This window comes from Polyangium sp. 6x1, assembly GCF_029946515.1.
In the GTDB taxonomy this organism is placed as follows: domain Bacteria; phylum Myxococcota_A; class Polyangia; order Polyangiales; family Polyangiaceae; genus Polyangium.
Genome location: NZ_JARZHH010000003.1, coordinates 235,367 through 250,067, shown reverse-complemented (window position 1 = coordinate 250,067; position 14,701 = coordinate 235,367). Strand labels below are relative to the sequence as shown.

The following is a 14,701-nucleotide window of genomic DNA, read 5'->3' as shown; positions in this document are numbered from 1 at the left end:
TCGATTCCGCACGCGACGGCGCGCCGCGCCGGATGGGACCATCTGGAGCGCACGACGTCAACGGTCGCGCGCTCTCGGGATCGTCGGCGCGCCGGCGAAGGCGCCCTCGTGGGGCGCCCCGGGACGAGGAGCGCCGCTACGAGCGGGCCGCGCGGATCCGCATTCGCAACGAACGTCGCCGCAGCAGGAGGAGCGCGCCGAGCGCGGCCCAGCCCGCCCCGCTGACGGGCGATCCCTCCACGCCGCAGCCGCAGCTGCCTTCCTGATCGGGCGAATTGCCGGAGGAGCTGCCACCGGCACCTCCGTCGCCGCCGGTGCCGCCGGTGCCGCCGGTGCCGCCGCCGTTTCCGCTTCCGCCGCTGCCTCCGGTGCCGCCCGAGCCTCCGTTTCCGGTACCGCCCGAGCCTCCGTTTCCGCTTCCGCCGCCGCCTCCGCTCCCGCCCACGCCTCCGGCTCCGCCGCCGCCTCCGCTCCCGCCGCCGCCTCCGCTTCCGCCGCCGCCTCCGCTCCCGCCCGCGCCCGCAGCGCCGCCCCCGCCGCCGACGCCGCCCTGCGGCACGCACATACCCACCTGGCACATTCCACCGTTGCACGGCGTCCCGTCGGCCTTGGGCGGGTTCGCGCACGCGCCGGTCTGCGCATTGCACGTTCCGGCCTCGTGGCATTCGTCCGGCGCAGGACATTCGAGGGGGTTCATCCCGCTGCACATGCCCGACTTGCAGGCGTCGACCTGCGTGCACGCATTGCCGTCATTGCAAGCAGTGCCATCGGATGCATATCCATCGGCCGGGCACAACGCGCCGTTGCCCGAACAAACCTCCGCTGCGTCGCATGCGCCCGCGGCGGCGCGGCAGGGCGTGCCGGCCGGGGCGAAGCCGTCGGCGGGGCACGCGGTCCCGCTGCCGCTGCAGGTCTCCGGCGCGTCGCAGAGCCCGGCGGCGGCGCGGCAAAGCGTGCCCTGGGCGAGGGGCGTGCACGTGCCCAGCGAGCCGGGGACGTTGCAGGCCTGGCAATCGTTCGCCGCGCCGCCGCCGCAGGCGGTATTGCAGCAATAACCGTCGACGCAGTTACCATTCGCGCAATCGGCCGCCTGGGTGCAGGAGACGATCGCGGGGCCGGTGTAGAGCTCGGCGCTTGCGATGTACGACTGCACCGCCGCGCCGCCGGCGACGAGCACCCTCCCGTCTTGCAGCAGCGTGGCCGAATGCCCCGCGCGACCATTGCTCATCGAGGCCGTCGACGACCACGCGCCGAGCGTGGGATCATAGAGCTCCGCCGTCACCCAGTTCGCTTGCTGCAGCGTGAGGCCGCCCGTGGCGAGGACCTGCCCATTCTGCAGCGCCGTGATGCGGTGATCGACGCGGCCAACCTGCATGGACCCCGTGAGCGTCCAGGTGTTTGTCGTGTGATCGTAGAGCTCGCATAGATTGAAGGGGTTGCTCCCCGAGATCTCGCCGCCGGTGACGAGCACCTTGCCGTTCGCGAGGCGCACGGCCGCCGCGCGATAACGGCCCTGGTTCATGTAGGGCCCGGTCGTCCAGGTGTCGGTGGCGGGATCGTAAATCTCCGTCGCTGAAATGGTGTCGACCGGCAGCGAGCTGTCGCCGCCAGCCACGAGCACCTTGCCATTCGGGAGGAGGGCCGCCACGTGCATGGAGCGGGCCTTCTTCATTTTCGCAGTGGCGTTCCATGTGTTTGCCGCGGGATCGTAGATGGATGCGGTGTCCACATAGCTCGCCGAATATCCCCCGGCGACGAGCATGCGGCCATCCGCGAGCAGCGTGGCCGTGTGCTGCGCGCGCGCGCCGACGCCAAGAGGGCCGCTGGTCCAGGTGTTCGCTGTCGGATCGTAGATCTCGAGCTCGGCCAAGTACCCCACGCTGCTCTGCCCCCCGAAGACGAGCACTCGGCCATCCGGGAGCAGGGTGGAGGTGTGATTGTACCGGAGATTGGCCATCGAGGCGGCGAACGTCCACATGTTCGTGGCCGGGTCGTAGAGCTCGGCGAATCTCCCGGTGCTGCCCGAGCCGATGCCGCCGGTGACGAGGACCCTGCCATCCATGAGCCGGCTCTCCGCGTGATAGCTACGCGCCGCGTTGAGCAAGCCTGCGGGCGTCCACGAGGGATCGATGAGCAGGCTCTCGCCGCGGGGCGCGCCGGGCTGCAAGAAGAGCTCGAGGGTCGAGCCGCGCGCGGCGAGCCGCACGGCGACGGCGCTGCCTCCGGCGGCAAATGCCTCGGGCGCGGTCACTGCGACACGCGCGCGGCCCTCGCCGTCGAGCACGAGCACCCGATCGCCGTCCTGCTCGAGGCGCGCGCCGTCAATTTCCCAGGCAGCGACCGGCGCGTCCTCGCGCACCGCCTCCGGCTCGACGTGGAGCCATTCCTCGACGCCGCCCGACCCCACGGTCCAGAACGAGGTGCCGCCCGCGCGGCGGAAAGCGACGGCGCGATCGGCGGGCTCGGCCTCGCCTTCACGGCCGATCTCGCGCACATGGAAGGAAAAACCTTCGGGGAGGGAAAACCGCATGGCCGCGCCCGCGGCGTGGGGGAGCTCGAAACCGAGGCCGCCCCAGTGGGCCTCCCCGGGCGGCGGTGAGGCGCGGACGAATGCGTCATTCTGCGAGGCGAAGATCTCCCCGTGGTCGAGGACCGCGCCTGCGCGCTCCGGGAACTGCTGGCGCAGGCGCGAGGCTGTGGGGGAGGAGCCGGGCGGGGCCGGATCCACGGGCGGCGGCGCTTCGATGCTGCAGCCGAGAAAGGCGGAAAACGACCCTGCGAGGAGCACGGGAAACGCAGCCAGCGCGCTGCGCTGGAAAAATGAGCAAATCGGCATCGAGCCATCTCCGGTTCAGGCGACGAGGCGCGCATCCTAGCGGATGGCTCGAGACGGCGTCACCGCGATCGCTCGGGAGGTCGGACGTATTCTTTCCGATCGTCGGTATGGCGGTGCAGCGTGGAAGCGGGCCGGTGGAGTGTCGCCGCGGAGCCAACCACGGAAGGCGGTGCCGGTGGACGCGCGGCACGGCGAGGCGTCACGAGGTCATGAGATGGCTACCCTGCGCCGCAATCGGGGCGAGCACGGCAACGCATCGGTTCGTCGGAGAACGTGAGCTCGCTGGAGGGAGGGTGCTGCTAATCATCATCATGATCATCATCATCGTCATCATCCCCGCCACCACCACCATGATCGCGGTGGCAGTCCACGGAACAGTTTCCCCTGCCATGGGCCCTTTCACATTGCCGCAGCGCGAACATGCGGGAGTTGTGCCTGCTGGGGCCGAAGAATTCATGCGTGTCCGACGTGTCCGATCCTGGCCATGCGAGGCAGTGCCAGGATTCCGCAAGCGCGCTGCCGGACCAGCACGCGATGGAGGTGAAGAACGCGAAGGTCGCCAAGCAGGTTTTCATGAGGACTCTCCTTTTGCAGTTCATCCCCGGAGACACCTCCGTGGATACCGCGTCGATATTGCAAGCTTCGATCCGACAGACGGGACATACGGGCTCCCCGATCCGTGAATGCGAGGCGCAGAGGGCGGGCAGCGTCGTGCAAGAACCGCCGGCCCTCCCCGAGGTCGCGCGGAACGTGCTCATCGCGGCAGGCTTGTCTCGATCGACGGCGGAGGCATCGTGGCCCGATCGAGACGACGCGCTCCCCACGACGCCCGGCGCTGCGGCGCGCTCCGGATATGCAGGACGAAGAAATCGGGATTCACGCATCTCGACGCCGAGCGCGCTTCCCGTGCGCCGGCTCCGGCGCGACCTTCCTCTGTCGGTCGTTGTCCCCGTTCCCCCGATGAGCGTGATTTTTGCGTTCTGCAGGGAGCTCGTCGAGGGAACCGAGGCCGAGGTGCGTCACCTCGCGAGCAATTCGTTCAACGCCAGGTAGGAGAGGTCGGCGTCGAAGAGCTTCTCGTACGAGCCGTGCGCGAGGAGCTCGACCGAGGCCCTCCGCGCCGCGCTGAGCGCCGCGAGAGCCAACCAAGGGCCGGCGCTGAGACGCCGGACTCCGTGCGCCCTGAGCTCGGGCACGCTCGGCAATCCAGGCACGGCCATGACGTTGAGCGGCAGCGGCGTGGAGCGCACCAGGGCCTCGATCGCCGCCGGCGCCGTGACCTTCGGGACGAACAGGCCGTCCGCCCCCGCGTCCGCATAGGCACGACCGCCCGCGAGCGCCTCGCCAAGCGCATTCTCCGGCGCCGCGCCGTGGAGGAACACGTCGATGCGCGCGTTGATGAACACGTCCGCGAGCCTCGCCTCGCGCTTGCACGCGCGGATCTTTTGCGCGAGGACGTCGGGTGGCCCGGACCGATCTTCGAGGTTCACGCCGACGGCCCCCGCATCCGCCACCCGCGCGACCGCCGCGACGACGGCGGAGGGTTCGTCCGCATAGCCACGCTCGAAATCGACGGTGATCGGAATCGACACGACCGCGGCGATCTCACGCACGGCCGCGACGAGCACGTCGAGCGGCAGGCGCTCGCCGTCCGGAACTCCGTGCGCCCAGGCAAGCGCGGCGCTGCTCGTCGCGATCGCCTCGGCGCCCGCGGCCTCCACGACGCGCGCCGAGGCCGCATCCCAGACGTTCGCCAGGACGAGCAGATGCCCCTCGGCGTGGAGCGCGCGAAATCGCTCGGCGAGGTCGCGGACCGTCATTTGGCCACCGGCGTGTAGGTGCCCGCGGGCATCCGGAAAGCGACGTTCATGCGATTCCACGCATTGATGTGGATCACGGCCAGCGTCAGCTCGACGAGCTCCGCTTCCCCGAAATGGCGCCGCGCCTCCTCGTAGACCACGTCCGGCACGCCGTCCTTGCCGAGCTCGGTCACGGCCTCGGCCCACGCGAGCGCGGCGCGCTCCCGATCGGAGTAGAAGGGCGCCTCCCGGTATGCCGAGAGGAGATAGAGCCGCTGCTCCGTCTCCCCGGCGGCGCGGAGATCCTTCGTATGCATGTCGATGCAGAACGCGCATCCGTTGATCTGGGAGACCCGCAGATTGACGAGCTCGACGAGGTTCGGTTCGAGGCCGGAGGTGCGCACGTGCTGCGCGAGGCCGAGGAGCGTGCGAAAGGCCTTCGGGGCGACTTCGTTGTAGGCGATGCGTTGCTTCATGACCGAGGATGTAGCGCCGGAGTGGTCCACGTGTAAGCTCCACTTTCCAAACAACGGACTGGACCACTTCGCCCGCCATGAGCCGCCGCACGCGTGTCCCCGAGCTGCCGATCCCCCTTCGCGAGCACGGTGTCCCCTTGCACCGCGCAGCCTACGACGCGCTTCGCGGCGCGATCCTCGAAGGACGACTCCGGCCAGGCGCGCGCCTTCCCTCGACGCGTGATCTCGCGCAGCAGCTCGGTCTCGCGCGCGGCACGGTCGCGGCGTTCGACCAGCTCGCGCGGAGGGCTACGATGCGCGCATTGATGAACACGTCCACGAGCCTCGCCTCGCGCTTGCACGCGCGGATCTTGGCAGGCGGCCCTTCGCATGCAGCTCGCGGAAGCGAGCGGCGCGGCCGCGGAGCGTCATCGGGCCCTCGTGCCCACGGGCATCCGGAAGGCGATGGCCATGCGATTATAGACATTGATGGCGGCCACGGCCAAGGTCAGCTCGGCAAGCTCCTCGTCCTTGAAGTGCCGGCGCGCCTCCTCGAAGACCGCGTCCGGCACGCCATCGCGGCCGAGCTGGGTCAAGGCCTCGGCCCACGCAAACGCGGCGCGCTCGCGATCGGAGTAGAAGGGTGCCTCTCGGTACGCGGAGAGGAGATAGAGCCGCTGCTCCGCCTCCCCGGCGGCGCGCAGATCCTTGGTGTGTATATCGATGCAGAATGCGCAGCCGTTGATCTGAGAGACCCGCAGATAGACGAGCTCGACGAGGCTGCGCTCGAGGCCCGATTTTCGCACGTGCTCTTCGAGGCCGACGAGCGTGCGAAAGGCTTGAGGGGCGACGGTTTTGTAATCGAGGCGTTGCGTCATGAGTTCCTCCTTGTGCAAGGGGATAGCGTCGCAGCGGTCCACGTGTAAGCTCCACATTCCCCATAACAGACTGGACCACTTCGCCCGCCATGAGCCGCCGCACGCGTGTCCCTGAGTTCCCAATCCCCCTTCGCGAGCACGGTGTCCCCCTGCACCGCGCAGCCTACGACGCGCTTCGCGGCGCGATCCTCGAAGGACGCCTCCGGCCAGGCGCGCGCCTGCCCTCGACGCGTGATCTCGCGCAGCAGTTCGGCCTCGCGCGCGGCACGGTCGTCGCGGCGTTCGACCAGCTCGCGGCGGAGGGCTACATCGTCGGCCGGCGGGGCTCCGGCACCTTCGTCACGCGCGATCTGCCCGACGCGTGGCTCCAGGCCAAACCCCCGGGCGCGACGCGACGCGCTCGGGCGCGCGCGCCGCACCTGTCGCGCTGGGGTGCAGGGCTCGACGGCACGAAAAACCCGTTCGCCGGTTCCGGCGCGTTGCGGCCCTTCACCGCGCACCTCCCGGCCCTCGACGTCTTTCCCCACGAGGCGTGGAGCCGGATGGTGGCCCGCGCCGCGCGGCGCGCCGTGGGCACGCGCCTCGCCGACATCGACATCCGCGGCGTGCGCGCGCTGCGCGAGGCCATCGCGGAGCACCTGCGCGTCGCGCGGGGCGTCTCGTGCTCGGCCGAGCAGGTGATCGTCACGCCCAGCGTGCAGCAAGCGCTCGACATCACTGCGCGGCTCGTCCTCGATCCAGGGGATCGCGCCTGGATCGAAGACCCCGGCTACGTGGGCGTGCGTCCCGTCCTCGAAGGCGTGGGCGCGGAGCTCGTCCCGCTGCCCATCGACGGGGGCGGGATCGATGTCGCCGCTGGCATCGAGCGTGCGCCGGATGCGCGCTTTGCTTATGTCACGCCGGCGCACCAGGCGCCGCTCGGCTTCACGCTTTCCATCGAGCGCCGCCTCGCGCTGCTCGATTGGGCTGCGGCGCGCGGCGCGTGGATCTTCGAGGACGACTACGACAGCGAGTTCCGTTACGAGGGCCATCCGCTCGCGGCGCTCCAGGGGCTCGATGGCGCGGGGGTCGTCGTTCACGCGGGGAGCTTCAGCAAGACGCTATCCCCGGCGTTGCGGCTCGCTTATGTCATCGTGCCCGACGCGCTGCTCGACCGGTTCGTCACGGCGAAGAGCGTGCTCGATCGCTTCACGCCGCCGCTCGCGCAAATGGCGCTCGCCGAATTCATGGGCGAGGGGCATTTCGTGTCGCACCTCCGGCGCATGCGCGAACTCTATGCCGAGCGGCGCGCGACGCTGCTCGAAGCGCTCGCGTCCGAGCTCGGGGATGCCGTCGAGGTGATCGGCTCGAATGCCGGCCTCCATCTCTGCGTGTGGCTGCCTCCCGGCGTGGACGACCGCGCGGCGGCCTCTGCGCTCGCTGCCCATTCGGTGGTCGCCACGCCGCTCTCGCCGCACGCGATACGCCCGCTCCAGCGCGGCGGGCTCCTGCTCGGTTTTGCCGCGTTCAAGCCCGCGAGGCTGCGAGCGGCTGCCGTGGCGATGGGCAAAGCGCTCGCGCCGCTCTTGCGCGATCGAGGACGAATCTGACCGTCTAGCGTGTCCGGTGAGCACTCCATTGCGCGTAAAACGCGCGATAGAGCTGCTGCCATTGTTCGTACAGCTTGGGATCCTGCTGAAGCCGTCGCTTCCATGCATCATCGACAGTCGTACGTTTGTCGCGCGAAGCGAGCCCGTAGGCAGCGAAAATATGCTCCGCGTCCCCAGGGGCGAGCGCGAGCTTGGCGCACAACGCGGCGTGGGCCTCGAGCGAAAGCTCCGGGACGGGAGGAGACGGCGACGTGTTCGCCGCATCGTCGCCTTTGTCGTGGCCAGGCTCGTGCTTCGCTTGAAAAGGCAGCGCTGGGCCTTGTTGTGCCGCTTCAGGGGAGACGAACATCGTCCTCATCAGGGGATCGTCCTCGTTCTCGTCCTGCTGTTGCTCGAAAGGCAACGCGGGGCGGACGAGCCCTCCCGGAGGAAGTGTGCGCGCGGCTTGGTCTTCGACGCTGTCGTCTCGCGATGGTTCCATGAGCCGAGCACGAACGGACGGCGTGGTCGTCGCCCCGGTCGGCTTCGCCGCAGGCTGTCTGGGTCTCGCGGATTCGCCCGCCTGGAAGGGAAGCGCATTCGGCGCGCCGGCCGGCTGGATCGGAGGCAGCGTCATCCCGAGATCGGTCCCCGCGGGCAAACGGACGAGCCTGGCGAGGTGCGAAAGGTCGCCCAAGGGCAGGGCTGCACTTGGCTCTGCCGTCCGCGGCGCGGGCGCCTGGGCGTCAGCGGCTTCTGCCGCGGGCATTCCGCCTTGCCAGGACACCGACGCCACCGCGGCAGATGTCGGCAGAAGCGGCACCACGTCACGACGCACCGGCTCGGGGATCCGCGGCTGGAGGCGAGACACCTCTGGGCTTGCGGCAGGTGCTTTCGTCCGCGCCTCCATCGGCTCGGCCTCGGCGGGAGCAGGGCTCTTCGCCTGAAGGGCGTTTTGACGCTCCAGGAACGCTTGCGTGTAACGGTTCGTCAATTCGAACCGCCCGCGCTCGAGCTCTGCGCTCATCTTCTGCAGCCAGCTCCGTTGCTCGGCCGTCCAGGCGTCGATGCCGATGCCGGCTCGCGCGAGCACCTCGTCACGTAACCTGCCGACCTCCATCTCGGCGCGGATCTCGGCGTAGCGCTCGATGGTGAGGGACGTGCTGCTCATCGGGATCATGCTACTGGAAATCAGGAGGGGATCGCACGTTCATCCATCGCCGCGCAGCGCTGCCTGGAAGCGACGCTCGTCATCCGGATCCTCGGCCATCCGCCGGCTCCAGTGTTCATTGCTCCGGGCGTAATCCGCGAGCGTGACGCCCACCTTGGCGAGCGCGGCCTGGAGATCACCCGTGGCCTGCAAGAGCCGTGTGATCCTGGCGAATCGTTCAAGCGGGATCGGGGGCGCGAGCGCGCGCTGGGCGACCTCGTAGGCGGCCGTGTACGCCGCGAGCAAGGCCGGCACGCCGTCGTCGTCCTCGGCCAAGGCCTCGGTGAGGCGCTCCTGCCAATGGGCATCGATGGCTTCCCAGCGCTCCTCCGAGAGGCCTCGGCGCGCGAGCACCTCGTCGCGCGCGCTGCCAGCCGCGGCGAGCTCGGCCATCACCGTCGCGTACGCTTCGAGGTCGAGGTCCATGCGGGAATCGTACTCGTGCGCCGGGCAAAAAGCCGGTAAAACGAGCGGACATGGCCAACGTGATCGCCGCCCTCGACGCAAACGCGCCCTGGGTCTCCCATCTGGAGCGCGCACACAGCCTCATCCACGCCGTGGCGCGCTTTCTCGAGGAGGAGAGCGAGCCCTCGGCGCACCTCGCGCCCGCGGCGCGCAAGCTCGAGCGAGGCCTGTCCGCGATGTACGACGCGTTCGACGGCCGCGCCGACCGTGTCACGGCGATCGGCGTCGCGCACGGGCGTATCTGGGAAGCAGCGATTCTGCTTTCACGCGCGGGTTTGCCCAGGGAGGTCACCTCGCTGCGGGACGCGTGCGTGGAGCTCGTCGCCGCGGAAGAACGTTTCCCGCGCGTGCCCCTCGCCGGTCCGCGCGTGGAGCCGCTCCGCGCGGGGACCGAAAGGCCTCCGCTCCACGCCCTCGAACGAGCGTCGCTCGCGCCCTCGTTTCGCGCGCCGGACGTGCCCGCGCCCGAACCCGAGACGCCCGCGCTCGCGCTGCCGGAGCCGAAAACGTTCGAGGAGCTCCGAGAGGCCGCCGAGGCGATGCGTCGCCTCACGAAAGAAAAGGCGAAAGCCCCCCTCGCGCCGCCAAAACGCGCGGCGCGGCAGGAGCCCGTCGCGGCCCACGAGGAAGCTCCGCCCGGGTTCGCGTTCGCGCCGGAGGGAGCGATCTCCGAAGAGACCTTCGTTCGCCGCTGGGCGCGCTCGTGCTTCGAGGAGATCGGGATGCTCGGGGTGCAACGAGCCCCGCTACGCGGCGATGATTGGCGCGCGTGTCAAAGCCTGGAGCTACGGATGATCGCAGCCATCGACGCGGTGGCCGCGCTGGGATCTCCCGCGGTCGCATACCTCGAGCCGTGGGCGATGGACGCGCCTGCCGCGGATCCCATGCGGATCTTCGCGGCCGCGATGGTCGGCGGCTGCCTGGAAGGGCGCGACGCGCTGTCGTGCGCGGAGCGAGTGCTCCATCGATTCGGGCCGGGTGATCCCGCGGTCGCCGAGGCGTTCGTGTCGGCGATGAAACTCGCGCCGAACCCGTTCGTGCCGAATGTGCTGCGCGCGCTGTACCGATCTCCCGAGCTAGGATGCAGGGCCATCGCAGTCGAAGTGCTCGGCCATCGCGGTTGGCTGACGGCGAGCGAGCTCGAGGAGCTTTGCGTGGAGGAAGATGCACGCGTGTTCGCGCTGGCATTGCCTGCGATCGCGATGCAGCGGCATGCGGGCCTCGAACGGGCGCTCACGCGGGCGCTCGCGCACGAGGATCTCGACGTGCAGGCAGCGGCCCTCGACGCCATGGCGATCGCAGCGCACCCACGGGCAGCGGCGGCGGCGCGCGCGGCCGCGGAAGGTGCGCTCGGGGAGCGCGCGTTCGTGCGGCTCGCGATCGTGGCGCGGGAGAGCGACGCGTCGTGGTTGCTCGAAAGGATGCGGCGATCGCCGACGCCGTCGGCGATCGAGGCCGTCGGGTGGGCGGGGCTGGGAGAAGCGGTTCCCACGCTGATCGATCGGCTGGAGGGTGACGACGAGGCGGTACGATTCGCCGCAGCGGAGGCGCTCGATCGGATGCTCGGTGCAAATTTGATCGAGGAGATCGAGCTTGCGCCGGAGGCGCTCGAGGAGGCGGCGTTCGTCGATCCAAACCCGGAGCCAGCGCGGGGGCGGGTCTCGCTGGCAGAGCTCGTGAGCGACGCGCGAGACCGGCCGCCGGCGGGATCGATGGATACGGTGGAGGCGCCGTCGACCGATCCGGAGAAATGGCGCGCGTACTGGGCCGAGCATGGCGGGCGGTTCGATCGGAAGCTCAGGTATCGGCGGGGACAAACGTATTCGACGTCGGTGTCGCTGTACGAGCTCGACAGGCTTTCGCTTTCGGCGGAGGACCGGCGGCGGCTCGCGCGGGAGCTCGCGGCGCGGACGGGGCGGTGGGTGCGGTTCGATCCGCATGATTTCGTGGCGGATCAGGTGGAGAGCTTGCGGGGGTGGGAGGGGGTCGTGCGGAGGTGAAGAAGCGCCGTCACTTCATGTCGGAGACGTGAGCGCGTCCCAGGCGAGCACCGCCTCGGGGCGCAGCTCCCGCATTCGCGTCACGGTGCCGTCGGGCGTCCTCCGTTCGAATACCAGCGCGGCTTCACCCGCATAGAACGTCGCTACGGAATCGCTGGCCTCCTCGATCTCTTCGAGGCCGAGCGCACGTGCGAGCGGCTGGCCGAACGACGACGACGAACTGTGAATGGGCGCTTCGTCGGGATGCCCCCAGAGCGCCATGCGGGCGACGAAGGTGCTCGCGGAGTCACTGGTTCGTGACCACTCGTCCCAATTCGAGTCGTAGCGCCACATGGTGCCGTCCTCCGCGAGGCATGCGTTGATGTCGTAGTGGTCGATGTCCCGCAAGCTCATGAGGACCCCAGGGCCGGCCGGCGTCGTTTGCAGAGGAGCGGGTATGAGAAACGAGTGGTCAAGCAGAACCTCGCGGCGCCGTCAAACGGGCCCCCAGTCGTTGTTCTCGCCAGACCCTCCGAAGACCCCGGGCGTCATGCCAGCCACTCGATTGGTGCGTCGTGAGGATCGATCAATTTGATATTGTTGAACGCTTTCTGCAGATCTGCGTGTTCTCGATGTTACCGTGCTCCGCTTCCCAGGCGTTGAGTTGGTCGGTCAGCGCCGGGTGCAAGAAAGCGTACAACCACAATTCCGCGTTTGCGCGAGGTCAGCTATCAACGCGCATTCCCGAAATCAATCCCTCCACCTGGTCCTCGGCCCGTGCCCAGTCGACGAGAGCATCTTCGCCGCCAAGGCGCAGGACAATGGCTGAAAGCCACTCCGGGTGGACATACCCGCGGTCATAGGAGAAGAGGCGCGTCGTCTCGGCGTCGGTCGGCTGCCAGACGGCCGGATCCGCGCGCCTCCGCCATATCGTGAGCAAGTTCTCCTCCGAGAACCACGGCAGCATCTCGTAGAGCGAGCCGTCGGACTCCTCGGCCGGAGCGCGGAGCGCGTCCTCGACGGCCGCGGATACCGCCGGTGCGAGCGCCTGTCGTTGCGCCTCCGAGAGCCGGGGAAAGGCAACCGCCCATGCAGAGAGCCGATTGGCCCCCGACGCGGCCGTGGCAATGACATCCGCAAAGCGAGCGACATCGACGGCGTCCCGGAGCTCTTCGGCCACCCAGGGGAGATCACCCGACGCTTCTTCCTCGTCGAGATAGGGGCGCAGCAGCGGTTCTACCTCCTGGAACGTTCCGCTCCGGAAGACGATGGAGAGCCGCCCATAGCGCTGGGTCTCTTCATCCACGATTGCCGCCTGAAATACGCGGGCCAGCTCCATTTCGCCGAGCGCTGCCGCTCGCTCGGTCAAGGCCAGAAGGGCTTCGTCATCCCACTCGCCCGTGAGCGGGAGGAGCTCGCGCTCGAGGTGACGAAGCTCTTCCAAGGTGGCCACCGGAGCCCAGTTCTGGACGGCGCGGGCATTCTCGCGGAGCACGGGCGCGGGCTCCGCGAGGAACGCCTGCGACATCGTCGCGCGCGCCGCTCCCCCGACGTGCTCGACGAGCTCCGAGAGGGCTTGCAGCCGGTCGGACGAATCCATGGCTACGGCCTCGCGGAGAAGGCTTTGCTCGAGCTCCTCCTTCAGCCAGCCAGGGACATGACCGACCCGGAAAGGCCCTGTCTTTTCCCAAAAGCTGTTCGTGTCCGCCTGCCAGCGTGCAACGACCGCGCGCGCCTCGTCGGTTGGCAGAGCAGCCCAGTCGGCCTCGGGGATCCGCATAAAGAACCGACGCGCCAAGGGCGGCAGACGCTTGCACGCGAGGAGCCACCGGAGGACCTCGCGGATGAGGCCTGTCGCGCCCTCCGGCACGGCATCGAGCCTTTCGGCAGCGGCGGCGACGCGGTGTTTCAGCTCCGGCAGCGCAGAAATCCGAGCATCGACCTCGCGCAGCAGCTCCGCCCTCCGCCCGTCCGGGGAGAGGCGCGCGAGCATGGCCAACCACGATAAATACTCTTCCCCCGCGCGCGCCTCGACCTGGCGAGCGGCGATGCCCAGCACACGCTCGCGTGCCGGGAATGACAGGCGCTCTGCGATGGCGAAGACATCATAAAGCGCATACCCGGAGCTCGGGAATCGTGCCCCGAGTCGCTCGAAGAGGGTGCGAGCTCCCAGCGAGCGCGCGAGCCACGGGACGCGCTCCTCTCGCGACACCGCGCCTTCGAGCGCGTGGTGCGCGCGGCTCCACGCGTGGAGGACGAGAGGGCGCAGGTCGGACGGCTCTCCACCCGGGGACTGCGCGCGAGCCTGCTCGATTGCGCGGATCACTCGTCCTCGGGAGGCACGAACTTCGGCGGGGGTACCTGACCTTTCTTCAGGAAGTCCGTTACGAACTGCCTCCAATTTCAACAAGCTCCGGGGACAAACCAAGCGCCCACGGAGGGTCTGTCAGGTCCACACCTGCATCTGTCGTGCAATCAAATGTGCCGACGACCGGACAGGTGCTCGTTAGATTGAACCCATAAAGTAGGATGTTGGAGCGAATCGACCTCCTGGACGGTTTATGAGGTGACGTTTAGCCCTCCATATCCCTAGACGTCCCGCCGCTCGCCTTGAAGGTATCCCACGCGAGCAACTCTTGCTCACCGTCTTCGTCCTCGTAGACGCGATACTGCTCAATGATGTGCGTCCCGCGCTTCTTCAGCATCCACACGGCGCCCTTCATGTGCGGCGACTCATTTGCGTACGGGTATCGGCGAGCGCCTGGAACGCTCGCCCATGCGTCGATGGATGGCGCGTGAGCCCGCCGGCTTTTCGTCGGTCGTGTCATCTTCAGCGGGTTCGACCCGACCTCGACCATCAGCCCAGGTTCGAGGGCGCCCGCCATCTCGATTGCACGGACCGCGTCATCGATGGAGCGGGCCTGGATGGTGGTATGACCAGCCTGCCAGCTCGCCGGGAAAAGCACCTGCTGGAGGAAGAGCCCGTGGCCACGCCACCAAGCCTTGTATTCGTCCGAAGCCTCCTCCACGCAGCGCAGGGCAAGCGCCCGCGCCAAGCGCTCTCCGAGCGCCGGTCTCAGGACCACCGTGAAGCTCGGGGGCTTCCAGCGGGGTGTGAGTCCAATGGCGAGCTGCTCGATGTAACGAACGATGGATGAGCTCTTCATCGAGATGGTGTCGAAGGAACTCACCACCTCGCCTCGCTCGTTCATGAACAGCTGTTCGTATTCGTTCCATCCCCAGCCGATGGGGACCATCGTCCGTTCCGGATCGTCCTTGTCGCCAGGCTTGGGCCGAGGCTCGTGCCACTCGATGCCGAGCTTGAACTCCTGCTTCTCGCCAGCGGGTCCCACAAGGAAACGAAGTCCTCCGAACTGTCGCTCGAAGTCCACGACCGCTTCGAACGCCGGGCGCCCCACCGCTGCGAGCTTCGCGATGATGTCCTGCCGCCGCGCAGGGGCGGTGCGGTGCGCGTGCCGCAGGATCGTCTGCGCGCGTGGGGAGAACAATG

Annotated in this window: 12 protein-coding genes and 1 pseudogene; 3 read left to right on the top strand and 10 right to left on the bottom strand. The window is 68.8% G+C overall.

What is annotated here, in order from left to right:
- Positions 1-136: 136 nt before the first annotated feature.
- The 4 genes from QHF85_RS06030 to QHF85_RS06015 all read right to left on the bottom strand — a co-directional run bounded on the left by QHF85_RS06030 (position 137) and on the right by QHF85_RS06015 (position 5,111).
- On the bottom strand, positions 137-2,836 hold the full coding sequence (locus tag QHF85_RS06030; RefSeq protein WP_281326096.1) for a kelch repeat-containing protein: 2,700 nt from the start codon (positions 2,834-2,836) through the stop codon (positions 137-139).
- Positions 2,837-3,135: 299 nt separating this feature from the next.
- Positions 3,136-3,411: a hypothetical protein gene (locus QHF85_RS06025; protein WP_281326095.1), complete on the bottom strand. Its 276-nt coding sequence runs from the start codon at positions 3,409-3,411 to the stop codon at positions 3,136-3,138.
- A 444-nt stretch (positions 3,412-3,855) separates the two neighbouring features.
- Positions 3,856-4,656, bottom strand: coding sequence for an isocitrate lyase/phosphoenolpyruvate mutase family protein (locus tag QHF85_RS06020; protein ID WP_281326094.1), 801 nt, complete (start codon positions 4,654-4,656; stop codon positions 3,856-3,858).
- The gene (locus QHF85_RS06015; RefSeq protein WP_281326093.1) at positions 4,653-5,111 is read right to left on the bottom strand and encodes a carboxymuconolactone decarboxylase family protein; all 459 of its coding nucleotides are present in this window, start codon (positions 5,109-5,111) and stop codon (positions 4,653-4,655) included. Before QHF85_RS06015 ends, QHF85_RS06020 begins: the two co-directional genes overlap by 4 nt.
- A gap of 77 nt (positions 5,112-5,188) precedes the next feature.
- On the opposite strand from QHF85_RS06015, the pseudogene QHF85_RS06010 reads away from it, so the two are divergent.
- Positions 5,189-5,380 (top strand): annotated as a pseudogene (locus tag QHF85_RS06010) (GntR family transcriptional regulator); the annotation flags it as partial.
- A gap of 138 nt (positions 5,381-5,518) precedes the next feature.
- Here the strand turns inward: QHF85_RS06010 and QHF85_RS06005 are convergent.
- A complete protein-coding gene (locus QHF85_RS06005; protein ID WP_281326092.1) occupies positions 5,519-6,010 on the bottom strand; it encodes a carboxymuconolactone decarboxylase family protein in 492 nt (163 codons plus the stop codon).
- 47 nt (positions 6,011-6,057) lie between these two features.
- Here QHF85_RS06005 and QHF85_RS06000 point away from each other — a divergent pair, with 47 nt between their 5' ends.
- Positions 6,058-7,557 carry a PLP-dependent aminotransferase family protein gene (locus QHF85_RS06000; RefSeq protein ID WP_281326091.1) on the top strand — a complete coding sequence of 500 codons (1,500 nt, stop codon included), beginning with the start codon at positions 6,058-6,060 and terminating at the stop codon, positions 7,555-7,557.
- A gap of 4 nt (positions 7,558-7,561) precedes the next feature.
- Here QHF85_RS06000 and QHF85_RS05995 read toward each other — a convergent pair whose 3' ends face one another.
- Entirely contained in the window at positions 7,562-8,707 is a 1,146-nt protein-coding gene (locus QHF85_RS05995; protein ID WP_281326090.1) for a hypothetical protein, read from the bottom strand.
- 39 nt (positions 8,708-8,746) lie between these two features.
- Positions 8,747-9,172 (bottom strand): hypothetical protein, encoded by a 426-nt coding sequence (locus QHF85_RS05990; RefSeq protein WP_281326089.1) that lies wholly within the window; start codon positions 9,170-9,172, stop codon positions 8,747-8,749.
- Between the two features lie 50 nt (positions 9,173-9,222).
- On the opposite strand from QHF85_RS05990, the gene QHF85_RS05985 reads away from it, so the two are divergent.
- A complete protein-coding gene (locus QHF85_RS05985; RefSeq protein WP_281326088.1) occupies positions 9,223-11,211 on the top strand; it encodes a hypothetical protein in 1,989 nt (662 codons plus the stop codon).
- 15 nt (positions 11,212-11,226) lie between these two features.
- Here the strand turns inward: QHF85_RS05985 and QHF85_RS05980 are convergent, their stop codons facing one another.
- From QHF85_RS05980 to QHF85_RS05970, 3 genes are all read right to left on the bottom strand, one after another.
- Positions 11,227-11,604 (bottom strand): hypothetical protein, encoded by a 378-nt coding sequence (locus QHF85_RS05980; protein ID WP_281326087.1) that lies wholly within the window; start codon positions 11,602-11,604, stop codon positions 11,227-11,229.
- A 310-nt stretch (positions 11,605-11,914) separates the two neighbouring features.
- The gene (locus QHF85_RS05975) at positions 11,915-13,516 is read right to left on the bottom strand and encodes a hypothetical protein (protein ID WP_281326086.1); all 1,602 of its coding nucleotides are present in this window, start codon (positions 13,514-13,516) and stop codon (positions 11,915-11,917) included.
- Between the two features lie 247 nt (positions 13,517-13,763).
- Positions 13,764-14,582: a hypothetical protein gene (locus tag QHF85_RS05970; protein WP_281326085.1), complete on the bottom strand. Its 819-nt coding sequence runs from the start codon at positions 14,580-14,582 to the stop codon at positions 13,764-13,766.
- Between the last annotated feature and the right edge of the window lie 119 nt (positions 14,583-14,701).

What these genes read in the sequence shown, in the direction of transcription:
- QHF85_RS05980 (WP_281326087.1), bottom strand. Translation starts at nt 11,604, where the DNA reads ATGAGCTTGCGGGACATCGACCACTACGACATCAACGCATGCCTCGCG.
- QHF85_RS05985 (WP_281326088.1), top strand. Translation starts at nt 9,223, where the DNA reads ATGGCCAACGTGATCGCCGCCCTCGACGCAAACGCGCCCTGGGTCTCC.
- QHF85_RS06020 (WP_281326094.1), bottom strand. Translation starts at nt 4,656, where the DNA reads ATGACGGTCCGCGACCTCGCCGAGCGATTTCGCGCGCTCCACGCCGAG.
- QHF85_RS05990 (WP_281326089.1), bottom strand. Translation starts at nt 9,172, where the DNA reads ATGGACCTCGACCTCGAAGCGTACGCGACGGTGATGGCCGAGCTCGCC.
- QHF85_RS06025 (WP_281326095.1), bottom strand. Translation starts at nt 3,411, where the DNA reads ATGAAAACCTGCTTGGCGACCTTCGCGTTCTTCACCTCCATCGCGTGC.
- QHF85_RS05995 (WP_281326090.1), bottom strand. Translation starts at nt 8,707, where the DNA reads ATGAGCAGCACGTCCCTCACCATCGAGCGCTACGCCGAGATCCGCGCC.
- QHF85_RS06000 (WP_281326091.1), top strand. Translation starts at nt 6,058, where the DNA reads ATGAGCCGCCGCACGCGTGTCCCTGAGTTCCCAATCCCCCTTCGCGAG.
- QHF85_RS06030 (WP_281326096.1), bottom strand. Translation starts at nt 2,836, where the DNA reads ATGCCGATTTGCTCATTTTTCCAGCGCAGCGCGCTGGCTGCGTTTCCC.
- QHF85_RS06015 (WP_281326093.1), bottom strand. Translation starts at nt 5,111, where the DNA reads ATGAAGCAACGCATCGCCTACAACGAAGTCGCCCCGAAGGCCTTTCGC.